A 24,250-nucleotide genomic window follows, 5' to 3' on the forward strand; every position below is an offset into this window, starting at 1 on the left:
GCGTTCGCGTCAGGTGCGGACGGTGGGCACCCTGCAGCCGAGCTCGGCGGCGATGGCGGTGGTGGGCCGGCCCGCGGCGGCCAGCAGTACGATCCGTGCGCGCCGCACCACCGCCTGCCCGGCAGCGGCCACGAGCGTGCGCATATTGCGTTCCTGCTTGCGTGAAAGCGGCAACGGCGGTGCGGGTGGATGGGCCACGAAGGGGTGCGTTTCCTTTGGGGTAAGCACCAGCCGGAAGCTGGGGTGATCATCAATCGCTGACAGCCTTCTGGCGCTTCGCTCCCTGCCGGACAGGCGGGCGAAGCCGGGAGATCCCCGGTCAGGCCCGTCCCTCCGGAGGAAACGCACCTGGGCGTCGATGAGTTCGCCCGGCGAGGCCGGCGAGGCGTCAGCTCTGTGCCGTGGGGCGGACGACGATGTCCCCGACGTCGACGTTCGACGGCTGCTCGATCGCGAAGGCGACAGCGCGGGCGATGTCGTCGGGGGAGAGGGAGAGGGAGAAGTCGACCGCCGGGGCCTGCGACTTGACGGTGGGGCTGGTGACCGAGTCGGCGAACTCCGTCGCGACGTAGCCGGGCGAGACCATGGTGACCCGCAGGTCGGGCCCGGCTTCCTGGCGCAGTCCCTCGGAGACGGTGCGGACTGCGTTCTTCGTCGCCGCGTAGACAGCCTGGTTCGGCACGATGCGCAGCCCGGCGGTCGAGACGACGTTGACGAACTGCCCCCTGCCCTGCTTGCGGAACACGGGGAGCGCTGCCGCGGTCCCGTGCAGCACGCCGCGGAAGTTGACGTCGATCATCTGGTCCCAGTCCTCGACGCGCAGCTCGTCGAACGGCGAGATGGGGCCGATCCCGGCGTTGCTGACGAGGACGTCGAGCGCGCCATAGCGCCCGCAGGCGTACGCCACCAGGTCCGCGAGGTCTCCGCGGCGACGCACGTCCGTCGTCGTCCAGGCGGCCGTGCCGCCATCGGCCTCGATGCGGGCGGCGAGCGCTTCCAGCCGGTCGCTCCGACGCGCTCCGAGGACGAGCTTCGCGCCGCGCGACGCGAGGAGCAGCGCGCTCGCCTCGCCGATCCCGCTGCCCGCGCCCGTGATGGCCACCACCTTGCCGTCGATCCCCGTCATGCGCGGCCTCCAGTGCTAGAAGTAAGAGGGCTATCACTTCTAAAGTAAGTGGTCTCTTACTTATGGTCAAGGAAGGTGGGCCGAGTGACTGACGCAGCAGTTGGGGCGGGGAGTGAGCGCCCTGCCCGGGGGCAGCTCCGCTCGGCGCTGATCGCTGAGAGCTTCGTGCTGCTCTCCGAGACGGGGATGGCCGGCTTCTCCGTCGCCGAACTCGCCCGAAGGCTCGGGGTGAGCACGGCCGCCCCGTACCGTCACTTCCCCAACCGTGACGCGCTGCTCGCTGCCGTCGCGGCACAGGCCGCCGACGAGCTCACCCGGTCCATGGAGGCCGCCGCGCAGGCGGCCGGCCCCGATCCGATCGACCGGCTCGCGGCCACCGCGGGGGCATACGTGCGCCACGTGTCCGACCGCGGCGCCGGCCTCGACGTGATCTTCGCCCGGGAGCTGAGGCCACTGCGCGACGCCGACGTGGCCCGGGCCGGCCGGGCCCTGATGGCGCTGCTGCTCAACCTCGCCCGGGAGGCGGGCCACGCCGACCCTTCCCAGGCACTGCTCCTACTTGAACAGCTCTTCGTCCTGGCCCACGGCTACGTCACCCTGGACACGGAGGACTTCCTGACCCGCTCCCGCCTCTCCCCCGAGGATGTCGCCACACGCGCCACGCGCGCGGCGACGGCGCTGCTGCGCGGCAACGTGACGTGAGCACCAGCCGGGAGCTTGGGTGATCACCATGCCGGCTCCCCCCAAACGCCTGAAGGAAGTGGTCGACGACACCGTCGACCACCACGCCTTCCAGCTGCAAAGCCGGCCCGCCTTGGCCGAGGTTGACACCCGGTCGCGCGGTTCGTTCGGCTACCTCACGGCGATCGTCGAGGAAGAGGGCGAGGACGTGCGCATCCCGCTGTGCCGCATCGAATACCTCGGCGACGACAACGCCTGGGCTTCGCCATGTACTTGAGTGCCAGCGACGCCTACACCGACGCGGTCTCGCGCACCGGCAGCCCGACGGCAGCCTTCGGCACCGCCGCCCTCGTCCACCTCGCTGACCACCACGCGTAGCCGGACCCCGCACACTCAACCAGCAAGACCTGCGACGCGCCGCACTAGAGCCCGCGCTGGGCCTCGTACAGGTTCCGCGGCCGTACCGCGTCCCAGGTGCCGTACAGCTCCAGGCGGGAGTGCAGGTCGCCGGTGAAGTCGGGGACGTCGATCTGGTCGAAGTCGGTGACCGTGTCGAGGCCGACGGTGGCGGAGTACGGGGCCAGGGCGTCGAGGCGCATCAGGCCCGCACGGCCGTTGGTCACGCGGATGTTCCAGTGGGTGAAGCGGGCGCCGAACAGCGGCCCGGCGTTGGCGTCGCCGCCGTGGCGGCCGTTGTTGTTCACGGTGATGTCGGTGCGGACGTTGGCGAAGGGCAGGCCTCGGTGGGAGTCGAAGGTGCCCATCTGCATCTCGCCGCGCGACCAGACGTTGTAGGAGGAGAGCCCCTCGACGTTGATGCCGTGGAGCTGGGTGTCGGCGGGGGCCGGGACCGTGCGCTGTTCGACGGTGAAGTCCTCGATCAGGTTGTCGTGCGAGCCCTCGCGGCAGAAGTAGGGGTGGTGCTCGCCCCGGCCGCCGACCCGGGTGCGGCGCAGGGTGCAGGCGGAGGCGGCGACCAGGCCGAAGCCGTTGTCGACGTTGCGGACGGTGACGTCGTCCACCCAGCAGTCGTACGCGCACTGCAGGACGACCCCGTTGTAGCCCTTGTCGAGGAGGTGCGGGGACTGCGGGGTCTCCATGACGTCGAGGGTGAGCCCTTCGACGCCGGCGCCGGTCAGTTCCCGGACGTGGGTGGTGAGCTGGGGGTTCCATTCGGGGCGGAGGTCCAGCGGGAGCGGGCGTTCCAGGGTCACCCGGCGGCCGCGGACGGCCGTGACCCGGACGGGCCACTCGTAGGGGACGTACGACAGCAGCTTGGTCTTGTCCTCCCAGTAGTACGACGCCGGGCCGGGGCCGCCGCCGGACATGTGCTGGAGGAGGGTGTGGGTGGTGTCGTCAAAGACGCGGAGCAGGACGAGCCGGCCGGGGCGCAGGCGTGAGGGGTCGGTGACGGTGACCGTCCGGTCGCCCTGCCGGGCCGGTTCGACGGGCGTCAGCCGCTCCCACTCGTCCCGCTTGTTGCCCGTCCAGCCCTCGAAGGGCCAGGCCTGCGCCTTGACGGCCGCGACCAGGGAGTCCCAACGGGCCTTCGGGGCCAGCCAGATGAGCCCGCCGGCCCACGACCACGCCGACTTGGTGCCGCCGTAGCGGGAGCCGTACGGGCCGATGAGTTCGGTGAGGTTCTTCGTCGCGTACAGCGTCGTACGGCCGCTGCCGGCGCCGCGCAGCACCACGTTGTCGTGACCGAGGAGGATCAGGCCGTCGATGCGGAACGTACCGGGCGGAATGGTGACCGTGCCACCGCCGGCCCTGGCGGCAGCGGCGATGGCACGGTTGATCGCGGGGGCGCAGTCGGTGACGCCGTCGGCCACGGCGCCGAACGCGCGGACGTCGGCGACGACGGGGAGGCGGCGGACGCGGGCCGCTCCGGCCCGGCCCACGTAGGGGATCTGCGGGTGCGTGAAGGGGGTGCGCCGGAACTCCCGCCAGAGGGAGGGGACCTGGCCGTCCGCGTCGGCGGCGTGGGCCGCGCCGCCCGCCACGGCGGACGCGGCCACCGCCGTGGCACCGGCAAGCAGGGTCCGTCTGGTCATGCGCGTGGTGCTCATTCCGTACGTCCTTCCCATGGTGGCTTTCATGGTTGTGAACGACGTTCAGATCTGCGTCGGCCGTGAGCATGCCACGACGGCCCGGCACCTCGAAAGAGTCGTGCAGAGGTCAATCAGGTATGGACCTGAAGTCAGTCAGCGGGACGCTGGATCAGGTGGGTGAACGCATCCAGGTTCCGGGTCGACTCGCCCCGCGCCACCCGCCACGCGTACTCCTTGCGGATCGCCGAGGCGAAGCCCAGCTCCAGGAGCGTGTTGAAGGCGCCGTCCGCGGCCTCCAGGACCTGGCCGAGGAGGCGGTCGACCTCGTCGGCGGTGACGGAGCCGACCGAGAGCCTCGCGGTGACGTAGATGTCGCCGAGGCGGTCGACGGCGTAACTCACGCCGTACAGCTTGAGGTTGCGCTCCAGGAGCCAGCGGTGCACGGCCGGTTCGTTCTCGTCGGGGTGCCGGATGACGAAGGCGTTCAGGGAGAGGGAGTGCCGGCCGACGAGGAGGGAGACGGTCGTCTTCAGCTTGCGGGTGCCGGGGAGCTGGACGACGTAGGTGCCGGACTCTGGGCTCTCCCACTCCAGTTCGGCGTCCTTGAGGACACCCTCGATGACCTGCGCGGCCTTGTCGACATCACCCATGGGCCGAGCGTACGCGACGGCGGTGGGACTGGGTCGCGGCAAGGTAGACGTCGGCGGTGGCGGCGGCAGCAGTGTCCCAGCCGAAGCACTGGGCGTGCCGGGCGGCGGCGCTGCCGAAACGGTCCGTCAGGGACGCGTCGTCGGCGAAACGGCGCAGTACGCGCGCGTAGTCGGCCGGATCGTGCCCGCACACCAGGAAGCCGGTCTCGCCGTCCCGTACGGCCACGGGCAGGCCGCCGACCGAGGCGGCGAGGACGGGGGTGCCGGCCGCCTGGGCCTCTATCGCCACCAGGCCGAAGGACTCGCTGTAGGACGGCATGACCAGGACGGAGGCCGCCCGGAACCAGTCCGCGAGCTGCTCCTGGCCGACGGGAGGACGGAATCGTACGACGTCCGCGATGCCGAGCCGCGCGGCCAGCTTCTGCAGGCCCTCGGGCTTGGCGAGACCGCTGCCGCTGGGGCCGCCGACGATCGGCACGAGGATCCGGGAGCGGAGTTCGGGGCGTTCGTCGAGGAGGACGGCCACGGCGCGCAGCAGCACGTCGGGGGCCTTGAGCGGCTGGATGCGGCCCGCGAAGAGCGGGATCAGGGCGTCCTGGGGGAGATCGAGGCGGGCGCGGGCCGCGGCGCGGCCGTCCGCCGGGCGGAAACGGTCGAGGTTCACGCCGGGGTGCACGACGGCGACCTTGGCGGGGTCGGCGCTGTAGTGGCGGACGAGTTCGTCGGCCTCTTCGGAGGTGTTGGCGATGAGGCGGTCGGCCGCGGCGACGATCTGGGTCTCGCCGATGACCCGGGCGGCGGGCTCGGGGGCGTCGCCGTCGGCCAGGCTGGCGTTCTTGACCTTGGCCATGGTGTGCATGGCGTGTACGAGCGGGACACCCCAGCGCTGGGCGGCGAGCCAGCCGACGTGGCCGGAGAGCCAGTAGTGCGAGTGGACGAGGTCGTAGTAGCCGGGGCGGTGGCCGGCCCAGGCCTGCATCACGCCGTGCGTGAAGGCGCACAGCTGGGCGGGGAGGTCTTCCTTGGCGAGGCCCTCGTACGGGCCGGCGTCGACGTGCCGGACGAGGACCCCGGGGGCGAGTTCGACGGTCGGCGGGAGGCCGCCGGAGGTGGCCCGGGTGAAGATCTCGACGTCGATGTCGAGCGCGGCGAGGCGCTGCGCGAGCTCCACGATGTAGACGTTCATGCCGCCGGCGTCGCCGGTGCCGGGCTGGTGGAGCGGTGAGGTGTGTACCGAGAGCATGGCGATGCGGCGTGGCCTGCGGGCCCGGCGGAGCCGGGAGGCAGCCGACGGGGAGTGGCGAGCGAGCCTGCTGATGTACTGGCTCACGTGGCGGTCCTCCTTGGTGCGGGCATGCCATCGGGAGGACCTCGGGGGTCCTCTGGGTGTGCAACAGCGGAGGGGCGGTTTCCCATTCCAGCGGCGGCCAATTTTACTGACACATTGCCTGGAGTCGCTCAACCGTTCGAGGGTGGGATGCGTGGGGTGGTGCGGTTGTGGTTTCGGGTGCGCGCGGGGTGGGGGTTGAGCGCGCCCACGCGGCGGAGCCGCATACCGGCACGCCCGCACCCCTGTGGGGCGCGTCAGTGCGGGGCGCGTCACTGTCTACCCTCTTAGACATGACAGCCCGCGCCGCTTCCCGCCCCGTGGGAACGGTGACGCGCGGGACCACGAACCCCAATCGGCTGCGTCGTATGGACCGGTGGATCGCCGCCGCGCACGGGGCCGAGCTGCGGCGCGCGGGCGACCCCGTCGCCATCGACCTCGGATACGGCGCCGCACCCTGGACCGCCGTCGAACTTCTCGGCCGGCTCCGTACCGTCGCGTCACGTGCGCGTGTCGTCGGGATCGAGATCGAGCCCGCGCGGGTCGCCGCGGCCAGGCCGTACGAGCGGGAGGGGCTCACCTTCCGGCACGGCGGGTTCGAGATCCCCGTTCCCGCGCGGCCGTTGCTCATCCGCGCGGCCAACGTGCTGCGGCAGTACGACGAGAGCGAGGTCGCCGAGGTGTGGCGGCGACTGTGCGGGCGACTCGCGCCCGGCGGGCTGCTGGTGGAGGGGACCTGTGACGAGATCGGTCGGCGGCACGTGTGGGTGGCGCTCGGGGCAGAGGGGCCCCGGACGGTGACCTTCGCGACCCGGCTCGGCTCCCTGGACCGGCCCTCGGACCTCGCCGAGCGGCTGCCGAAGGCGCTGATCCACCGCAATGTGCCGGGCGAGCCGGTGCACGCGTTCCTGCGGGACTTCGACCGCGCGTGGGCGGCGGCCGCGCCCTACGCGTCGTACGGCGCCCGGCAGCGGTGGATCCGGGCGGTACGGGATCTCACGGCCGACTGGCCGGTGACGGACTCGGCGGCGCGCTGGCGGCAGGGCGAAGTGACGGTGGCGTGGGGGGCCTTGGCGCCGAAGGCCTGATGGGACGGGGTGGGAACGATCTCGATGAGTCGTTCGTCACAAAGGCGGGAAGATCGTCATGCTCGGGGGGAAACCGGGGAGGAATCCACCTGCCGTCACCTCTGTCGCTTTGCGGCACGCCGTGGCACGATCCTCCACGTGTCGTAAGTTACTGACGGTTAATCAGTTTTGGGGGACGGGTCATGGGACCGGACAAGCGCACCGTCCGGGCAGGTGGGCGCGGGATCCTGGCGACGGCGGTGACCGTGGTCTGCGCGGTGACGGTGCTGGCAGCACCCGGCACGGCGTTCGCGGCGCCCGGCCCGACCACCTCCCCCACCGCCTCGGCCTCGGCCGGCACCTCCGCGACTCTCCCGCCGGACAAGGACCTTGAGGCCGTACGCGAGAAGCTGGACACGCTCTACCACGACGCGGCCGTCGCCACCGACGCGTACAACGCCGCCGAGGAGGCGGCCCGGAAGCAGTCCGCCGAGATCGTCGACCTGGCGAAGAAGATCGTCAAGGGACAGCAGAAGCTCGACGAGCTGAAGGAGCGGGCGGGCCGGGCGGCCGCCGCCCAGTACCGCACCGGCGGACTGCCGGACACCGCCCAGCTGATACTGAGCGACGACCCCTCCGAGTTCCTGGACGGGGCCGGGCGGGTGCTCCAGGGCGAGCGCGCCACCAAGGCCCTGATCAGGGAACTGACCCAGACCCAGCAGGACTTGACGCAGTACGCGGCGGACGCGGCCGACCAGTGGGACAAGCTGGAGGCGGGCCGCAAGGCGAAGGCCGCCGCGAAGAAGAAGATCAAGCAGCGGATCGCCGCCGCCGAGGAGCTCCAGTCGAAGCTGGAGAAGAAGCAGAAGGAGCGGCTCGCCGAACTGGAGCGGGAGACCGCCTACAAGGCGCAGACCGCCTGGCTGGACACCGGGATACTCGACGAGATCCACAGCAAGGCGTCCGCGGCGGGCCAGAAGGCGGTCGCGTTCGCCACCGCCCAGCTCGGCAAGCCGTACGTGTGGGGCGCCGAGGGCCCGGACTCGTACGACTGCTCCGGGCTGACCTCGCAGGCCTGGGCGAGCGCCGGGAAGCCGATTCCGCGCACCTCCGAGGAGCAGTGGAAGCAGCTCAGGCACATCGACGTCAAGGACATGCGGCCCGGCGACCTGATCATCTACTACGACGACGCCAGCCATGTCGCGATGTACATCGGGGACGGCGCGATCATCCAGGCCCCGCGCCCGGGGCGGACGGTGTCGATCGGCGGCGCGGGGTCGATGCCGATCCTCGGGGTGGTACGACCGGACGCCTGAGCAGCGCCAGGTGCTTTGGGTGTGATGTCCCTTTCGTGAGCTGAGTCATGTGACCGAGTGCACGCCAACGGCCGCTCAAACTCCGGGGGCACGTGACCTTCGTCATTCCCGTCGGGCGGCCTTCTTGCCCAACTGCGGTACGGCACGCGGCATATGACATTGGCCTGAGACAGAGCGACGCGGCTCACACCATTCCGCTGCGGCGGCCAGTACCGCTATGGTCCCCGTCGGGTGGGTCGAGGTCCCTCGCCCCGCCATGCCCTCGGGGGGAGGGAAGGAACCCAACACGATGCCCGTACCCGTACCGCGGCAGAGAGCGATCCCGGCCGTGGAGAGTGGTCAGGCGCCGGCCGCCGCGCCCGCACAGGCCGGCGGCCCCCTCAAGGAAGAGGCCAACCGCACGGAAGCCGTCACCCCGAACACTGGCGGCACCACTCTCACCCTGCTGCTGATCGAGGACGATCCGGCCGGCTCGCCGGTCCTGCCCGAGTTGCGTGACGCGTCCGGCACCTCGATCCGCGTCCGCACCGCCCGCAACCTCACCGAGGCCGAGCGGCTGCTGACCGACGACGTCCACTGCATCCTGCTGGACCTGGCGCTGCCGGCGCCGGGCGGCAAGGACGCGGAGGGCGAGCTTGCCGTGCTCAAGCACGTGCTGGAGCTCGCGCCCCGGCACGCCGTGCTGGCGCTCACCGCCTCCGGCGACGCCGAGCGCGGCACCGAGGCCGTGCGCGTCGGCGCGCAGGACTACCTCTTCCGGGACGAACTGGACGGACGGCTGCTGAGCCGCGCCATCCGGTACGCCGTCGAGCGCAAACGCTCCCTCACGACCGAGCGCAAGCTCGCGGAGGGGCGGCTGCGGGCGCAGGAGAACCGGCGCCTTGAGCGGGGCCTGCTGCCCACGCCTCTGCTGGAGGGTTCCTCGCTGCGCTTCGCCGCCCGCTACCGCCCCGGCCGCTCCCGGGCGCTCCTCGGCGGTGACTTCTACGACACCGTGCGCACGCCCGACGGGACCGTGCACGCGATGATCGGTGACGTCTGCGGGCACGGCCCGGACGAGGCCGCGCTCGGCGTGGAGCTGCGGATCGCCTGGCGGGCGCTGACCCTGGCGGGGCTGTGCGGCGACGAGCTGCTCTCCACGCTCCAGGAGGTGCTGGAGCACGAGCGCTCCGACGAGGAGATCTTCGCGACGCTCTGCACCGTCGACATAGCGCCGGACGGGCGCCGGGCCGGGCTGTGCCTGGCCGGGCACCCGGCGCCGCTGGTCGCCCGGCCCGGACGTCCGGCCGAGCTGCTGCCGTACGAGAACAACGGCCCGGCGCTGGGGCTGCTGAAGGGGGCCCGGTGGCCGCGGATGCAGGTGGAGCTGGGCGCCGAGTGGAGCCTGATGCTCTACACCGACGGGCTGATCGAGGGCCGGGTGGGCTCGGGCGGCGAGCGGCTGGGGCAGGAGGGGATGGTCGAGATGGTCCGTCGGCAACTGGCCTCCGGCCTGACCGGGGAGGCGTTGTTGCGGGCGGCGGTGAATGAGGTGCGGCAGCTCAACGGGGGCGAGCTGACGGATGACGTGGCCGTTGTGCTGCTGGATCGGGGCGTTTGATCGGCCACGCGCCGTCGCGGGAACTGTAGTGCGCCGGGAGCGGGCAGGTCGTGGCTTGCCGCGCCCACGCGGCGGAGCCGCATATCAACACAGCCCCGCGGCCCCTTACGGGGCGCCTCAGCGGGCGCCCCTTGAAACGGGCGCCCTTGGAAGATCGGTCAGCGGCCGCCGTTGTACGGGCCGTACGGGCCGTCGCTGCTGCTGCCGCCGCGGCGGCCTCGCCAGCCGCCGCCACCGCCCGACACCTGCTTGACCGCGGGGCGGACGTCGACGAGGTAGACGATGCTCGCCACCACGCCCGCGATCGGCAGGATGGAGAGGATCGAGAAGAGGTAGCTGACGACCAGGGCGATGGCCAGGATGATCAGCCAGAACATCTTGTTCTGCTTGTCGGCCGCGCGGAAGGCGTCCTCGCGCCGGAACACGGCGTCGACCAGCCCGAACGCGGCCAGGGCCATCAGGACGATCTTCAACAGTCCCAGGAACCCCGCGAACCCCAGCATCAGCATGCTGTCACCACCCGCTCTCTCCCGATCCCTACGCGGCCACCGTACCCGTAGAACGGGCCGGGCACCCTCAAGGTGCCCGGCCCGTGCGTTCTGCTGACGCGCGCGACGGTTACTTGGCCGGCGGGGTGGTCTTCTTGACCGGGGTGGCCTTGCGGGGGGCCGGGGCCTTCTTCTCCGCGACCGGGGCCTTCTTGGCCGCGACCGGCCTGGCCTCGGCGGCCTTCGGGCCGTCCGCCTTCTTCTCGTCCTGCTTGACCTCGACCGGCTCGGGCTTGCCCTCGACGACGATGGCCAGGTCCTCGATCTCCTCGGCGGCCTCGCCGCGCCAGGTCTTCACGGCCTGCTCGCCGTGCTCGGCGACCTTCTCGTAGGTCTCGCGGGCCTTGACGGCGTACTCGGCGGCCACGCCGACCTGGCGCAGCGCGAAGTCCTGGGCGGACTCGCCGAGCTTCTTGAGGTCACCGTCGAGGGAGACGATGAAGTCGTTGACCTTGGACTGAAGGCTGGCCTGCGCCTCCTTGGCCTTCACGCCGGCCTCCTTGGCGCGGGCGGTGGCCTTCTCCTGGACGGCCTTCGGGTCGGTCTTGCGGACCGCCTCGATGCGGGCCGGGGCCTCGGCGCGCAGCTGCTCGACCAGGCCGGGGACCTTCTTGGCCTGCTGGAGGGCCAGGTCGGCGGTGCCGGCGGCGAAGTAGAGCGGAGTCGGGTCGCTGAGGGTCTTGCGCAGGTCGTCGGTGATGGCCATGGTGATGGTCCTCCCGTATTAAAGTTCGGTTGAGGGTTTTTCGGTCCGCGGCGCGGCGGCCGGCGCGCTTGGCCGGCTCATCCGGCCGTCCGCCGCGGATCGGTCTCGCTGTCGGCGTCGTCGTCCTCGGCGCCTGGGGTGTCCGTGTCGCTCGCGCGTTCCTCGCCCGACCCGAAGCCGTTCTCTTTCCTGAACGACTCGTAGATCTGCAGCAGCACCTGCTTCTGCCGCTCGTCGAGGGTGGGGTCGGCGAGGATGACCGCACGGGTCTCCACCTCGTTCAGATCCCGCTCGGCGTCGAGGATTCCGGCGCGGACGTACAGCGTCTCGGCGGAGATCCGCAGGGCCTTGGCGACCTGCTGCAGCACCTCCGCGCTCGGCTTGCGCAGCCCGCGCTCGATCTGGCTCAGGTACGGATTGGACACCCCGGCGGCATCGGCGAGCTGCCTGAGCGACAGCTGCGCGTTGCGCCGCTGTTCACGCAGATACTCACCGAGATTGCCGACGTTCAGCGATGCCATACCTCCACCCTGCCCCACCCCCGCTAACAATTGCAAGCACCTGCTTGCAAAAGTGTGCCGCGTCATACCCGGATGGCCGATGAGCCTGAGCACGACAGGTGTCGTATCTGCACGACAACTGCCGTCATCTGCGTGCGGCCTCCTGGTGCAGCTGCTTTGGGCTGACCTTTGCAAGTCGCCGAGAAACGGCGTTGTCGGTCGGCTCTGCCAGGGTGTGCGTCGTGGATGAATGGGTGGAGCGTGTCGACGGTCAGGATCGCGTGCTGGGGGTGGTCAGCCGTCGGGAGGCCATCCGGGAGGGTTGGCTGCATCGGGTCGCCGTGACCGTGTGCCGTGATGATCGTGGCCGGATCCTCGTCCACCGGCGGTCGGAGCAGGTGTCGCGCTTCCCCGGGCTCTATGAGGTCGAGGTCGGTGGCGCCGCAAATGTCGGCGAGTCCTATGAACAGGCCGCCGCGCGGGAGCTGGCCGAGGAGCTGGGCATTCATGCGCTGCCGCGCCTGCTGTTCACGTTCATCAGCCGCAGCGGTTTGAGCCCTCACTGGCTCGGCGTGCACGAAGCCGTGGTGCCGGACGCCGTGGTCCCCGATCCCGATGAGGTCGCCTGGCATGGCTGGCTGACCGAGCCGGAGCTCGGCTCGGCCCTGTTGGAGTGGCGCTTCACCCCCGACAGCCACGAAGCCTTCAGCCGGTATCTCGCGTTCCGGAGCGCGCAGTCCTGACCTCTCTCGCCTCTCGGGCTGGGACGCCTGCTTGCGGCCAACGCCCCTTGTGAGAGGAGATGCTCGTGCTAGGGAGTACGGATGCTTGGTCGACTCCCGCTTGTTGGCAGCTGCGGGGGGTGCTCGCGCCCACGCGGCGGAGCCGCACATTGATGCGGCCTCGCGCCCCTTAAAAGCCAAAAGCCGGGCGCTGCCCCGGCTGTTCTTCAGAACGGCAAAGGCCTCGCATGCACCACGTCCAGGCGGGACACCGCTCGGGTCAGGACCACGTACAGCCTGTGCAGCCCCCGCTCCTCGCCCTCCGCCACCGCCGCCGGTTCCACGGCCACCACGTGGTCGTACTCCAGGCCCTTGACCACGCTCGCCGGGACCAGGGCCACCCTCGCGCCCAGCTCGTCCGGTCCCGCCGGTTCGACACCGGCGGCCGTCAGCGCCTCGCGTACGGCGGCCACCTGCGCGTCCGCCGCCACGACCCCCACCGACCCCTCGTGGGCCAGCGCCTCCCGCACGGCGGTGACCGTCGCCGCGTGCACGTCGTCCGCCGGGCGGATCCGTACCTCGCCGTCGCCGCGGTAGGACCTGGCCGGCGGTACGTCCGTGCCCAGGCGCCGCAGCAGCCGGTTGGTCAGGGCGACGACCGCCGCCGGGACGCGGAAGCCGGTGGTGAGCGGGACGACGGCCGCGTCCGGCTTGCCCAGGTGGCCCAGTACGGCGTCCCAGCTCCGCGCCGCCCAGGGTGTGGTGGCCTGGGCGAGGTCGCCGAGGACGGTGAGGGAGCCGAAGACCGCGCGGCGGGCGATCGCCCTGCACTCCATGGGAGACAGGTCCTGGGCCTCGTCCACGACGATGTGGCCGTACCCCTCGGGGTGTTCGACCAGCCCCGCGACCTCGTCGAGGAGGACCAGGTCGGCGGCCGACCAGCGGGCGGACTTGTACGAGCGCGGCGGGCGGGCCCACAGCAGCTCCCGCTGTTCGCCGGGGGTCAGCAGCCCCTCGGCAGCCGCCGCCAGCACTCCGCCGTCGGTGAGGAGTCCGGTCACCACGCGGTGCCGGGGGCGCCCTGGACGCAGACGGAGTCGGTGAGACCGGCGCGGACCAGGTCGTCCTGGTCGGGCTGGATGGTGGCGGCGATGTCCCGCATGGGTCCGACGCGCGGCCGTTCGATCTCGTGGGTGAGCAGCGTGCCGCCCCCGGACTCGCCCTTGCCCAGACGCTCGTCCTCAAGGCCGGTCAGATCGGCGGAGTCGCCGCGGCTGCCCGGCGCCCAGCCGAACCGCCGCCGTACCGCCACGCCCTGCGGGTCGTCGGGGCCGGCCTGGTAGAAGGCGCGGGAGACGGGGGCGCGCCAGTCGACGACGAGGGGCGGGGCGGTCGGCTCCTCGCTGATGCGCAGGCGCCCGATGCGGTAGCTCTGCCCGGCGTGTTCGCCTGCCTCGAAGTCCAGCTTGCCGAAGAAGAGGGGTCCCTCCGGCAGCTCCCGCATCTCCTTGGCCCGGCTGCGCAGCCGGTATCCGAGCACTTCGGCGTCGGCACCGGACGCGGAGACGTCCTCGCCGGTGACGACGTGTTCGACGGCGCCGTCGACCATGCGGGCGAGGGCTGCCCGGCAGGTGTCGTGGTAGGCGCGTTCACGGTCGAGTTCCTGCTGCATGGAGACAGCCTAAGCGAAAATATTTAACTGAGTCACATTTTTTACTCAGGTCAGTCCGCCATGGCCCGCTCCAGCCGCCCGAACGCCCGCTCCGCCGCCCGCACGGCGTCCTCCCGCACGTCCTCGACCCGCTCCCCCGCCGCGATCCGCCGCCAGTTGTCCTGCGCGAGGATCCGCTGTACGGCGATGATCTGGCCGGCGGCCAGCCGGGCGTCCAGGGTGCCGCCGAGGGCCTCGGCGAGCGCGGCCTCCGAGCGCTCCAGGTAGGCGTGCTGGCGGGCGACCAGCGTGGGGGTGCTGTTGAGCAGGGTGTGGAAGGCGAGCACCTGGGGGTGGTCGTTGAGCCCGGTGATCGGGTCGCCCCGCCGCAGCCCGTCGAGGAAGTGCGCCCGCACCGCGCCGACCGGCGACTCGGCGCCCGCGACCAGCCGGGCCGCCTCCGTCTCGTGATCGGCGATCCGGTGCAGGACCAGGTCCTCCTTGGCCGGGAAGTACCGGAACAGCGTCGGCTTGGAGATCCCGGCCGCGGCGGCCACCTCGGCGACCGACACCGCGTCGAACCCCTTCGCCAGGAACAGCCGCACGGCGATGTCCGACACGTCCTCGTACATCCGCCGCTTCTTGCGCTCACGCAGGCCCATCTCACCCATGGGGCCGAGCCTACGCAGCGCCGCTCACCCGAGGGCGCGGGTGAGGTAGGGGTTGGCCCGGTGGCGGGCCGTGAGGCCGAGGGAGGCAGTGGCGGCGGCCAGGGTCATGGCGTACGAGTCGACCGCGCGGCGTACGTTCGGTGCGTCCAGGCCCGCGCCGGTGACCAGGCGGTCCAGGTCGACGTAGGCGGAGCGGACGATCTCGATCCAGCGGTACACCCGCCAGTCCCGCTGCCAGTCCTTGGTGAACCGGGGCGTCAGTGTGCGCTCCCAGCGGCGGAACATGCGGTCGCGGATCTCCGGCCGGGTCGGGGTCAGGTGCATGTGCCGCACCAGGTCGTAGAGCGGGTCGCCGACCAGGGCCATCTCCCAGTCGATGATGGTGAGGGCGAGCCGGTCGTCGCGGCGGACCAGGTTCCAGGGGTTGAGGTCGCCGTGCAGCAGGACGGGATCGCGGTGGCTGACGTGGTGCCGGGCGAGGATCTCGCGCAGCCGGGAGGCCTCGGGCAGGCCGAGGACACGGGCGAGTTGCCGGGACTCGGTGGGGAGCGCGCCGACCAGCGCGACCAGCTGGTCGCTGAGCCAGCCGTAGAAGGAGAAACCGGGGGCGTCGGCGGCCGGGTCGAGCTGACGGTAGGCGACCCGGGTCAGTTCGGCGAGCTGGTCGACGAGGGCGTCGGCCTCGTGCGGGCGGAGGCCGTTGACGGGGTGGTCGGGGGTGCGGTCGATGTCGCTCGGGCCCTCGTAGGTGTGGATGGCGAAGCGGTCCCGGGAGTAGGTGCGGATGTCGAAGAGCAGGTGCGAGTGGCTCTCCCCCAGCGCCAGGATGCGGGGGGCCGCCACCTCGGCCCTGGACTTCTCGATCGCGCGCAGCACCGCGTGCTCGCTGAGGAAGCTGGGCTCGCGGCGCAGCAGGTGGGGCACCTTGCGGCGGACCACCACGGGAAAGCCGGTGCCGGGCACCCAGACCACGGAGTTGAGGTGCGCGGTGCCCTTGAACACCCGGCGGGCCGGGGCCGCGCCCTCCAGGAACAGCGCGTCGGTGACCGCGGTGCGGGGGAAGCCGGACTGTTCGGGGACGCGCGGGTCGGGCTTCCAGTCGATGACCTCGGCGACCGGGCCGCGCCGCCCGCCGGCCGCCCGTGAGGACGCCCGCCAGCGGAACAGGATCCGCTCGATCTCCCGGTCCTGCGGGATCGTGCGCAGCCGCAACGGTTCGGCACCGGCCTCCAGCGCGCGGCGGACGGCCGCGGTCGCCTCGTCCAGGCTCTTCTGGTCGAAGGACTCCTCCAGGGACTTCGCGGCCCGCATCACGTCCGGGTAGACGGACTGCGCGCGCTCGAAGTCCACGTAGTGCCGCAGGTCCTTCGCCACGCCGTGCACCGCGGTGGGCCGCACCTGCCGCATGGCGGCCGCCCAGGCCGCCACGGCCTCGTCCCACTGGTGGGCCGGGTACCGCATCCGGACGAGATGGGTGGCGAGGTCGTGCAGGGGGTCGCCGAAGGTGGCCAGTTCCCAGTCGACGCAGATGAGGGGCGGGACACCGTCGTACGACATGATCACGTTGTCGCGGTGCAGGTCGGCGTGGAGCAGGCTGTACGGGCGGCGGGACATCGCGGGCACTCGTTCGGCGTACCGGAGCAGGGCGTCCTCGGGGACGCCCAGTGCGGTGAACAGGCCCCCGAACAGCGGCCAGTTGGGCTGGCGGATCTGGGTGTCGGCCAGCCGGGCCAGGATCCGCAGGAAGGACTGGCTGTCCGTGTAGTTCCTGGGCCACAGCGCGGGCAGGGGCGGCAGGTCGGCGCCGCCGCGCAGCTGGGCCGTGCGGGCGAGCTGGGCCGCCAGTGCCGTCACGAGCAGGGCGTCGACGGGTTTTCCGTCGCCGCAGACGCTGGAGAGCGGGACACCTTCCACATGGCTGTGGATGGCGAAGTCCTTGCCCTCGAAGAGACAGCGGGGCACGTCGGGCAGCACGCGCTGGACCGCTCGGAGGATCCCCGCCTCGCTCTTCCAGGTCCTTATCACCACCGGCAGGGCGTCTGACTTGCGCACCCGTACGGTGACGGTGGTGCCGGGTTCGACCCGCAGCGCGGTGGCCACCTCGTCGAACACGGGCAGGACGTAGTTGCGGTTGTGGAAGCCGTCGCTCGCCTGCCCCTGCCGCACCGCCCGGCGGGCGAAAGCCTCAAGTACGGCTTCGCGCACGGGTCTGCCGGAGCGTCCCCCGCTTTCGAGGGGGAGAAACGGTGCGCCCACTTGCCGCTCCGGAAGGTTCGAGACACGCGCTGAGGGAAGGACGGGAAAGAACTGCTATTCCCAGGTGTATGAGAACGGCACGACCACCGGCGCGGCGAAGTAGCCCAACGGTGGCGTGCTCTTCGTACGTGCCATGCCGGCCGAGGCCGCGTTTGCGCCACCTCCTGCCCCGAATCCGAGCGGTTGCTCTTCCGGTTCGGGCATGCTAACGCACGGCAGGCGCCGCGAAATCCAGTTACGCAAGTTGCCAGCGTGCCGCGCGGGGACCCACGCGACGCGGGCGGGCACAGACGCGGTCGAGCGGCCCGCCGGGGCACCTCGGCAGCCGGCGCACCGCGGCAGCCGTCCGGCCAAGGTGACGAAGGCGGAACCGGTCGAGTCCGGGGTTTCCGGGGTGGGTCAGTTCGGGCCGGCGGACGGGCTGGTGGGGGATCCGGGGACCGCGTGGCGCTGCACTATCTCCAGCAGGGGCTCCAGTGAGTCGACGACGTGGTCCGCGCCGGCCTCGGCGAGGAGCTTCGCCTTTCGTTCGTTACGCGCGTAGCCCAGGAAGGGAACCCGGGCGTGGTCGGCCGCCTCCAGGTCGGAGAGGGAGTCGCCGATCATCAGGGCCGCGGCGGGAGCGGCGCCCATCGCGGTGAGGGCGCGGTTGAGGCAGTGCGGGTCGGGCTTGAGGCGGTGCAGGTCCTGGGTGCGGCCGTAGACGTGCGGGGCGAAGCACGGGGTGAGGCCTCGGACGTCCAGGTAGGCGCGGACCGCCCGGGGCGAGTTGTTGGTGGTGACGGCCATCCGGGCGCCCCCCGCCCGCCAGGTCTGTATGAGGACGTCCGCGTACGCCGTCGGCAACGCCGTCCTGGTGGCCCGCAGTTCCTCGGTGGTGAGACGTTCCTCCAGCTCCGCGACCAGGTCGCTCTTGGGGTGCCGGCGGTCCACCGCGCGCAGCAGGACCTGCGGGTCGAGGGTGTCGCGCTCGCTGTCCGTGACCAGCCCGCGCAGACCCCGGCTCGCCAGCCACTTCGCGAACTCGTCGGCGACCCCCGCCGCGGGGTGCTGCGCGAACAGGTGACAGATCGGCCCGTCGAAGTCCCACAGAACCACCTGGGCACGGGTGATCAGCTTCCGCAGTTCCTCGGTCTCGTTTGCCGTCGCTTTCCGCACCGGTTCAGTCTGCGTCGTATCAGAAGTCACTAGAAGAGTGTCAGGTCCGTCGTGATGGTTTCCCAGAGGGCGTTGAACCACTTCTGCGACTGCTCCACGAACGCGGCGTCGCGGTGTCCGGCGCGCTTCTCGAAGGAGAAGAGGAGGGACTCCGAGCCGACGGCGTCGTACATGTCGAGCGGGCCGTCCTCCGTCTGCTCCTCACGGCGGGTGACCGTGTAGTACGCGAACAGCGCCTCCGCGCCGTTGAGCAGGTACAGCTTGATCGGCGGGGTGAACGGGAGGGCCCGGAAGGTGACGTTCACGTCGATCTGGTGGGTGGAGCGCAGGCCCTGGAGGTTGTACTGGAGGACCTGGCCCTGGGCGTTGCGCATGCCGAGCCAGCGGTTGTGGACCGTGTCGTCGTCGCCCTCGACCGCCGTCGGGAAGGCGAGCGGGATGTCCCGGCTGGGCAGCAGGACGCGGACGTCGATGCGGTCGGGGCGGAACCGGCCCTCGTGGATCATGCGCAGGGGTTCGGCGAGCGCCGGCAGCAGGCTCTGGGCGGTGAGGCAGGCGGCGTCGATGCGGACGTGCGCGGCGGCGAACGCCGCGGTCATGCGGGGCCCGAGGCCGACCATCGTCGGCTGGGGCTCGTCGAGCGCCGGGGGCCGTGGCTCGGCGATGCGCGGCGGGCTGCCCTTGCCGACGTCGACGAGGAAGCCGTCGTCCTGCAGGACCCGCACGGCCTGGCGCACGGTCCCCCGCTCCACGCCGAACTGCTCGGCCAGCTCGGCCTGGGTGGGCAGGCGGTCGCCCACCTTGAGGTCGCCCGAGCGGATGCGTTCCCGCAGGGTGTCGGCGATCTCCTGAGGTGTGCTGCCGGCGTTCACTGCCACGTTCTCCTGAGTCACGACCAGACGCTACAACTTTGATCCATCTCGCGGGAGTTGTTTGAAGGTTGTTTATAAGTAGTAGCCAACTGGGGACAACTTAATCAGAGTTGGCAACCAACTCGCTTGAGTTGGCGGAAGCCTTGCTTCCCGACCGATGGGGGGAACCACCATGCCTGCCGCCCTCGCTCTTCTCTCCGCCGCCTTCGTCGTCGGCTTCGAGCAGATCATCCAGTCGAAGTACGGTGCCACTGGCATTATCGGTCTGCTGCTGCTCACCGTGGGGATCAAGGCCAAGAACCCGGCGTTCAGCTCCGCCGGCGCCGTCCTGCTCGCCCTGGTGCTCGCCGGGCCCGCCCTGTAAGTCCGAGGGGGCGCCTAGGACGTCAGGTGCAGCTCCGAACTGATCGTCTCCCACAGGGCGTCGAACCACCGTGTGGACTGGTCCACGAACGTGGTGTCCCGCAGCCCCGCGCCCTGTTCGAAGGCGAAGAGCATCGACCGCGTGCCCTCGGCGTCGTACGTCTGCAGGTGCTCGTGGTCGATCTCCCGCTCGTGGCGCCCCAGCGTGTAGTACGCGAACAGCGCCTCCGCCCCGTTGAGCAGGTACAGCTTGACCGGCGGGGTGAACGGCAGGGCCCGGAAGGTGACGTGCACGTCGATGCCGTGCGTGGCGCGCAGCGCCAGCAGGTTGTGCCGCAGCACCTGGCCCTGCGCGTTGCGCTGGGCCAGCCAGCGGTCGTGCACCGCGTCCTCGGCCGAGGCGTCCAGCGCCGTCGGGAACGCGAGGTCGATGTTCCGGCTCGGCAGCAGCACCCGGACGTCGATCTTGGCCGGTTCCAGGTGCCCCGCGTGGATGAGCCGCAGCGGCCCGCCGAGGGCGAGGTTGAGCGAGACCGAGGTCAGGCAGAGCGCGTCGATCCTCACGTGCGAGGCCGCGAAGGCCGCCTCTATCCGGGGGGTGAGGGCCACCATGGTCGGCTGCGGGGGTGCCGCCGGGCCCACGGCGAGCGGCGCCGGACCCAAACCCGCTGCCACCGTCGCCGGAGCGCCCTTGGAGACGTTGGTGAGCAGGTGCTCCGACTGCAGGATGCGCAGTGCCTGCCGCACCGCCCCGCGCTCGACGCCGAACTCGTCGGCCAGTTTGGCCTGCGTGGGCATGCGCTGGCCCGGCCGCAGCTCCCCGGACCTGATCCGGGTGCGCAGTTCGTCGGCCACCATGTGGTGTGACGCCTGGGGCCGCTGTGACCTCTTCCGTCCATTGACGGAGGCGAGTTCCGGGTCCACGGACAAACAGTACAACTTCCCGCCATCTTCCGGCAGTTCACGGGAAGGTGGTTATGAGTCGCATCCAAGTGGAGATAAGTACTGTGGAGTTGGTCACCAACTCAAGCAACATGGTCATACTTCCTCGACCCGTTGGCCATCCGGGTTCCCTTCCGGAGGGGAGCCGGGAGCCCGGTCCACCAGGCCGGCTGTCGGGGCGCACGACCAGCACGGTCAGCACAGTCACAACTGAACACCGACAACCGAACACAGGCAGACCCGCACAGCCACAACTTCACAGCTCGCTACGGATGAGCAGCACAGAACAGCCCAGCACAGTCACAAGTGAACACAGGTGATTCAGGCACCCGTCCCCGGGAGGAAGGAGGCCCGCCTCAGAAGATGTCCGGGCACCAAGGCCGCCCGGACGCGCGCAGCAGGGCGTCGGCCTCCCGGGCGGCGCCCACTCGCTCTTCCTGGACCCGTCCCAGGGTGTGCAACCGCGCCACGGACTGGTCACCGAGCCAGACACTCGCCAGCTCGGCGATGTCGAGCGCGAGGTCGGGGGTGTCGGTGGTCGGGGTGCAGGACGCCCCATCGGGGGAGGCGTCCAGCCGGAACCGGCCGCCGGCCAGCCCCTGCCGGTCCGCCACCTCAAGCACCAGCGACCCCGCCGTGTCGTACGTCCGCGCCTCCAGGGCCCGTACGACGTCCAGGATCCGCACCCACAGCCAGTCCGCCTGGTCGGTGATCCGCGCGGCGCGCGGGTCGGGCAGGTAGTGCGGCAGCAGGTCGTCCGGCGACCGCCGGCCGCTCTTCACCCGGGTGATCCAGTCGATCGAGCACAGGTAGTGCCACAGCGCGCGCTCGGCCGCCGGGCTCGTGCCGAGCAGCCAGTGCACCTCGGCGGTGTTGTACGGCTGCTTGCCCTGCCAGTTGTCGTCCGACTCGTAGGACGCGATGCCCTCCACCTCGCCGGCCGCCGAGCGGTACACCGCGAAGCAGGGCTCCTTCCAGTCGTCCTCGAAGCGGACCACGCCGGTGCGCAACTGCCACCACAGGTCGCTGCGGCTGATCGCGCCAGGGGTGCTGCGGCGGAAGCGTTCGTGCAGGTCGGGGCCGAGCTTGCGGATGTCCTCGCCGTCGACGAGATCGATCCGGCCGCCGTCCTCGGGGCGCGACCAGCGCGCGTCCAGGCCGGCGCGCTGGACCTCGATCGTCCACTCCGTCAGCGTGGTCGCCGGGCCGAAGCCGTAGCGGCCGTAGATCGGGTACTCGGCGGCGATCAGGGTCGCGACCACGTCTCCGCGCTCCTTCGCCGCGGCCAGGTCCTGGCTCATCATGCGGGTGAGCAGGCCGCGGCGGCGGTGGGTGGCGGTGACGGTGACGTTGGAGATGGCGTCGGCGGGGACAGTGGCCCCGCCGACGGCGGTCAGCTCCTGGTCGAAGGAGCGGAACGTTGCGACGATGGGGGTCCCACCGTTCGAGCGAAGCCGAGAATGGGGGAGGGGGCCGTCGAAGGCGCCGAGGAGTCGGCCTGGCACGAACTGCCTTCGGCGGGCGTCGAGTTGGTCGGCTGTGAAGTTGGGTGGGCGGAGGAAGCCAATGGACAGGGCCCTCTGCCAGTCCTGGAACTCGGGTTCGGTTATGGGGCGGACTTCGACGGCGTCGGTCATGACAGCACCGTAGGTGTTCGATGGGGGTGGTGCCGATTCGATTTCGGGCGCGGGTGGGTGGGGGCTTGTCGCGCCCACGCGGCGGAGCCGCATGCCGATACAGTCCCGCGCCCCCAAAGGGGCGCTCGTCTCACGTCAGTAGATCGTCGACCTGGGCTTCGCCCTCCCGGTACCTGCGGGTGATCTCTCCGCTCGAATCATCCGCCGTCCGCTGCAGACGCTGCCTTCTCCTCGACACCTCCTGTTCGTAGCGGACCAGGCGGCCCATCGCCGTCGTCAGTTCGGTGTCCGTGCGGGCCTCCAGGTCGGAGAGTTCGACCTCGGACAGCATGTCGGCCGCCAGCCTGCCGTACTCCTCGTTGTGCGGGGTGCCCAGGGTGACGTGGCGGGCGGAGGAGCGGTGGCGGGCCGGGGCGTCCGTGAGGATCTCCGGAAGGCGGTCCACGACGGAGGCCGCGCCCGCCGGGGAGCGGCGCGCCAGTTCCGCGCGCAGGATGTCGATACGGCCCTGGAGCAGCCGTCGTACATAGCTCAGGTCGGCCTCGTCGCGCTGCGCGTCCCGGCGCAGGACGCGCAGTTCGGGCAGGCTCAGACGGCCCAGGTCGTGCTCCGGTGGTTCCGCGGGCAGCGGGATGTCATCGCCGCGCTGTGCGGGCGGCCGGTGCAGGCTCTGCACGCTCTGCGTGCCCTGCGTCCTCAGTCGCCCGGTACTCGGTGTGCTCATACGCCTCTACCGTCCCCTCGACCGGCGTGTGGAAGCATGGTGCCACCCCAAGTGGCCGCAATGTGACCGAGTGCCCCCGAACGGCCCTAGTTGGGACGTTAAGGATCAATAATGGGCCCCTGTGAAGCCACGGGACCACCGGGCATGATGGTGCGCATGCGAGCGGTGGTACAGCGGGTGGACGGCGCGAGCGTCGTCGTGGACGGCGAGACGGTGGGCGCGATCGAGGGCGAGGGGCTGTGCGTGCTCGTCGGCGTCACGCATGAGGACACGAAGGAGAAGGCGGCCCAACTGGCCCGGAAGCTCTGGTCGATCCGGATGCTGGCGGACGAGAGGTCGTGCAGTGACATCGACGCGCCGCTGCTCGTCATCAGTCAGTTCACGCTGTACGGCGACGCGCGCAAGGGGCGGCGGCCGACCTGGAACGCGGCGGCCCCCGGCGACGTGGCGGAGCCGCTGGTGGACGAGGTGGTCGCGCAGCTGCGGGCGCTGGGGGCGACCGTGGCGACCGGGCGGTTCGGGGCGCAGATGAGGGTGTCGCTGACGAACGACGGCCCGTTCACCGTCCTGCTGGAGATGTGAGCGGCTCCCGGCCCCTCCCTGCGGCTCCCCCCGAGGGCCCGCTGCTCATCGGGGGGAGAACACGTGCACGCCGTGTCCAGGTGGTCGCCGTCCGTTGCCGGGCGCGGAGTGCCGAGGGCATGTGCCGCGGCTACGGCTCGACGATCACTTCCTGTGCCGCGGCCGTCTCCCCCGCGACCAGCCGGGCGTCCGTCGGGACGTTGCGCTTGACCAACGCCAGGGCCACCGGCCCCAGTTCGAAGTGGCGAACCGACGTCGTCACCACGCCGATCTTCCGGCCGTCCGCGCCCTCGTCGGCCACGCGGATCTCGGTGCCGTGCGGCGGCAGGTACACCTCGCTGCCGTCGAGGTGCAGGAAGACCAGGCGGCGCGGCGGCTTGCCGAGGTTCTGCACCCGGGCCACCGTCTCCTGGCCCCGGTAGCAGCCCTTCTGCAGGTGCACGGCGGTGCCGATCCAGCCCAGCTCGTGCGGGATGGTCCGGTGGTCGGTCTCGAAGCCGAGCCGGGGCCGGTGGTGCTCGACGCGCAGCGCCTCGTAGGCGAGCAGCCCGGCGGCCGGGCCCGCCTTCGCGGCGTACGGCTCCAGGTCGGCGCGGGGCAGGAAGAGATCACGGCCGTACGCCGTCTCGCGTACGACGACGCCCTCCGGGGCCTCGGCGATGGAGCCGGCGGGCAGGTGGACGACCGCGAAGTCGGCGGTGCGGTCGGCGACCTCCACCCGGTAGAAGAACTTCATCGACTCCAGGTAGGCGATCAACGCCTCCTGGGTGCCCGGCTCGACGTGGGCCCAGACCGTCGTGCCGTCGTCGACCAGGTACAGCGCGTGCTCGATGTGGCCGTGCGCGGAGAGGATCAGCGCCTCGGTGGCCTCGCCGACGGGCAGCTCGCTGACGTGCTGGGTGAGGAGCAGGTGCAGCCAGCTGAGCCGGTCCTCACCGGTGACGGCCACCACCCCCCGATGGGAGAGGTCGACGAAACCGGCGCCGTCGGCGAGGGCGCGCTGCTCGCGGAACAGGTCGCCGTAGTGCGCGGCGACGCCTTCGTCCACACCCTCGGCGGGCACCGCGCCGGACAGGGACAGCAGGGGGCTCTTCATATAC

Annotated in this window: 24 protein-coding genes and 1 pseudogene; 8 read left to right on the forward strand and 17 right to left on the reverse strand. The window is 71.2% G+C overall.

What is annotated here, in order from left to right:
• Positions 1 to 9 precede the first annotated feature (9 nt).
• Positions 10 to 144: a helix-turn-helix domain-containing protein gene (locus OHB00_RS23745; RefSeq protein WP_406437351.1), complete on the reverse strand. Its 135-nt coding sequence runs from the start codon at positions 142 to 144 to the stop codon at positions 10 to 12.
• A gap of 244 nt (positions 145 to 388) precedes the next feature.
• The gene (locus tag OHB00_RS23750; protein ID WP_406437353.1) at positions 389 to 1,126 is read right to left on the reverse strand and encodes an SDR family oxidoreductase; all 738 of its coding nucleotides are present in this window, start codon (positions 1,124 to 1,126) and stop codon (positions 389 to 391) included.
• Positions 1,127 to 1,210: 84 nt separating this feature from the next.
• Between OHB00_RS23750 and OHB00_RS23755 the strand changes: the two genes are divergently transcribed.
• Both OHB00_RS23755 and OHB00_RS23760 read left to right on the forward strand, forming a co-directional pair.
• Entirely contained in the window at positions 1,211 to 1,828 is a 618-nt protein-coding gene (locus OHB00_RS23755; protein ID WP_406437355.1) for a TetR/AcrR family transcriptional regulator, read from the forward strand.
• A 19-nt stretch (positions 1,829 to 1,847) separates the two neighbouring features.
• On the forward strand, positions 1,848 to 2,084 hold the full coding sequence (locus OHB00_RS23760) for a hypothetical protein (protein ID WP_406437357.1): 237 nt from the start codon (positions 1,848 to 1,850) through the stop codon (positions 2,082 to 2,084).
• Between the two features lie 145 nt (positions 2,085 to 2,229).
• Here OHB00_RS23760 and OHB00_RS23765 read toward each other — a convergent pair whose 3' ends face one another.
• The 3 genes from OHB00_RS23765 to mshA form a co-directional block, all read right to left on the reverse strand.
• Complete coding sequence (locus OHB00_RS23765) at positions 2,230 to 3,861, reverse strand: glycosyl hydrolase family 28-related protein (protein WP_406437358.1); 1,632 nt, start codon at positions 3,859 to 3,861, stop codon at positions 2,230 to 2,232.
• A gap of 146 nt (positions 3,862 to 4,007) precedes the next feature.
• Positions 4,008 to 4,508, reverse strand: coding sequence for a YbjN domain-containing protein (locus OHB00_RS23770; RefSeq protein WP_406437360.1), 501 nt, complete (start codon positions 4,506 to 4,508; stop codon positions 4,008 to 4,010).
• Positions 4,501 to 5,838, reverse strand: a complete 1,338-nt coding sequence (gene mshA / locus OHB00_RS23775; protein ID WP_406437361.1) for a D-inositol-3-phosphate glycosyltransferase — start codon at positions 5,836 to 5,838, stop codon at positions 4,501 to 4,503. Before mshA ends, OHB00_RS23770 begins: the two co-directional genes overlap by 8 nt.
• 290 nt (positions 5,839 to 6,128) lie before the next feature.
• Here mshA and OHB00_RS23780 point away from each other — a divergent pair, with 290 nt between their 5' ends.
• From OHB00_RS23780 to OHB00_RS23790, 3 genes are all read left to right on the forward strand, one after another.
• Positions 6,129 to 6,923, forward strand: a complete 795-nt coding sequence (locus OHB00_RS23780) for a class I SAM-dependent methyltransferase (protein ID WP_406437363.1) — start codon at positions 6,129 to 6,131, stop codon at positions 6,921 to 6,923.
• Between the two features lie 182 nt (positions 6,924 to 7,105).
• Positions 7,106 to 8,218: an NlpC/P60 family protein gene (locus OHB00_RS23785; RefSeq protein WP_406437365.1), complete on the forward strand. Its 1,113-nt coding sequence runs from the start codon at positions 7,106 to 7,108 to the stop codon at positions 8,216 to 8,218.
• Between the two features lie 289 nt (positions 8,219 to 8,507).
• Positions 8,508 to 9,818 carry a PP2C family protein-serine/threonine phosphatase gene (locus OHB00_RS23790; RefSeq protein WP_406437367.1) on the forward strand — a complete coding sequence of 437 codons (1,311 nt, stop codon included), beginning with the start codon at positions 8,508 to 8,510 and terminating at the stop codon, positions 9,816 to 9,818.
• A gap of 158 nt (positions 9,819 to 9,976) precedes the next feature.
• Here the strand turns inward: OHB00_RS23790 and OHB00_RS23795 are convergent, their stop codons facing one another.
• The 3 genes from OHB00_RS23795 to OHB00_RS23805 form a co-directional block, all read right to left on the reverse strand.
• Complete coding sequence (locus OHB00_RS23795) at positions 9,977 to 10,327, reverse strand: DUF2516 family protein (protein ID WP_351498124.1); 351 nt, start codon at positions 10,325 to 10,327, stop codon at positions 9,977 to 9,979.
• A gap of 109 nt (positions 10,328 to 10,436) precedes the next feature.
• Entirely contained in the window at positions 10,437 to 11,072 is a 636-nt protein-coding gene (locus OHB00_RS23800) for a hypothetical protein (protein ID WP_406437369.1), read from the reverse strand.
• A 77-nt stretch (positions 11,073 to 11,149) separates the two neighbouring features.
• A complete protein-coding gene (locus tag OHB00_RS23805; protein ID WP_406437371.1) occupies positions 11,150 to 11,593 on the reverse strand; it encodes a helix-turn-helix domain-containing protein in 444 nt (147 codons plus the stop codon).
• 221 nt (positions 11,594 to 11,814) lie between these two features.
• On the opposite strand from OHB00_RS23805, the gene OHB00_RS23810 reads away from it, so the two are divergent.
• The gene (locus tag OHB00_RS23810; RefSeq protein WP_406437372.1) at positions 11,815 to 12,315 is read left to right on the forward strand and encodes an NUDIX hydrolase; all 501 of its coding nucleotides are present in this window, start codon (positions 11,815 to 11,817) and stop codon (positions 12,313 to 12,315) included.
• Between the two features lie 206 nt (positions 12,316 to 12,521).
• Here the strand turns inward: OHB00_RS23810 and OHB00_RS23815 are convergent.
• The 5 genes and pseudogenes from OHB00_RS23815 to OHB00_RS23835 all read right to left on the reverse strand — a co-directional run bounded on the left by OHB00_RS23815 (position 12,522) and on the right by OHB00_RS23835 (position 18,929).
• Positions 12,522 to 13,966 (reverse strand): annotated as a pseudogene (locus OHB00_RS23815) (hypothetical protein).
• 50 nt (positions 13,967 to 14,016) lie between these two features.
• A complete protein-coding gene (locus tag OHB00_RS23820) occupies positions 14,017 to 14,616 on the reverse strand; it encodes a TetR/AcrR family transcriptional regulator (RefSeq protein ID WP_406437373.1) in 600 nt (199 codons plus the stop codon).
• A 24-nt stretch (positions 14,617 to 14,640) separates the two neighbouring features.
• The gene (locus OHB00_RS23825; protein WP_406437375.1) at positions 14,641 to 16,821 is read right to left on the reverse strand and encodes a phosphotransferase family protein; all 2,181 of its coding nucleotides are present in this window, start codon (positions 16,819 to 16,821) and stop codon (positions 14,641 to 14,643) included.
• 450 nt (positions 16,822 to 17,271) lie between these two features.
• Entirely contained in the window at positions 17,272 to 18,111 is an 840-nt protein-coding gene (locus tag OHB00_RS23830) for an HAD family hydrolase (protein WP_406437376.1), read from the reverse strand.
• Positions 18,060 to 18,929 (reverse strand): FadR/GntR family transcriptional regulator, encoded by an 870-nt coding sequence (locus tag OHB00_RS23835; RefSeq protein WP_406445963.1) that lies wholly within the window; start codon positions 18,927 to 18,929, stop codon positions 18,060 to 18,062. Before OHB00_RS23835 ends, OHB00_RS23830 begins: the two co-directional genes overlap by 52 nt.
• Positions 18,930 to 19,074: 145 nt before the next feature.
• Between OHB00_RS23835 and OHB00_RS23840 the strand changes: the two genes are divergently transcribed.
• On the forward strand, positions 19,075 to 19,266 hold the full coding sequence (locus tag OHB00_RS23840; protein ID WP_406437378.1) for a hypothetical protein: 192 nt from the start codon (positions 19,075 to 19,077) through the stop codon (positions 19,264 to 19,266).
• Positions 19,267 to 19,280: 14 nt separating this feature from the next.
• On the opposite strand, the gene OHB00_RS23845 is transcribed toward OHB00_RS23840, so the two are convergent.
• The 3 genes from OHB00_RS23845 to OHB00_RS23855 form a co-directional block, all read right to left on the reverse strand.
• Positions 19,281 to 20,195, reverse strand: a complete 915-nt coding sequence (locus OHB00_RS23845) for a winged helix-turn-helix domain-containing protein (RefSeq protein ID WP_406437379.1) — start codon at positions 20,193 to 20,195, stop codon at positions 19,281 to 19,283.
• A 368-nt stretch (positions 20,196 to 20,563) separates the two neighbouring features.
• Positions 20,564 to 21,844: a GNAT family N-acetyltransferase gene (locus OHB00_RS23850; RefSeq protein WP_406437380.1), complete on the reverse strand. Its 1,281-nt coding sequence runs from the start codon at positions 21,842 to 21,844 to the stop codon at positions 20,564 to 20,566.
• 130 nt (positions 21,845 to 21,974) lie between these two features.
• Complete coding sequence (locus OHB00_RS23855; RefSeq protein ID WP_406437381.1) at positions 21,975 to 22,568, reverse strand: aerial mycelium formation protein; 594 nt, start codon at positions 22,566 to 22,568, stop codon at positions 21,975 to 21,977.
• Positions 22,569 to 22,724: 156 nt separating this feature from the next.
• Here OHB00_RS23855 and dtd point away from each other — a divergent pair, with 156 nt between their 5' ends.
• Positions 22,725 to 23,150, forward strand: a complete 426-nt coding sequence (dtd, locus tag OHB00_RS23860; protein WP_406437383.1) for a D-aminoacyl-tRNA deacylase — start codon at positions 22,725 to 22,727, stop codon at positions 23,148 to 23,150.
• Positions 23,151 to 23,280: 130 nt separating this feature from the next.
• On the opposite strand, the gene OHB00_RS23865 is transcribed toward dtd, so the two are convergent.
• Positions 23,281 to 24,246: a YgfZ/GcvT domain-containing protein gene (locus OHB00_RS23865; RefSeq protein WP_406437385.1), complete on the reverse strand. Its 966-nt coding sequence runs from the start codon at positions 24,244 to 24,246 to the stop codon at positions 23,281 to 23,283.
• Positions 24,247 to 24,250: the final 4 nt, after the last annotated feature.

The sequence above is a fragment of the Streptomyces sp. NBC_00631 genome, assembly GCF_045206895.1.
Classification (GTDB): domain Bacteria; phylum Actinomycetota; class Actinomycetes; order Streptomycetales; family Streptomycetaceae; genus Streptomyces.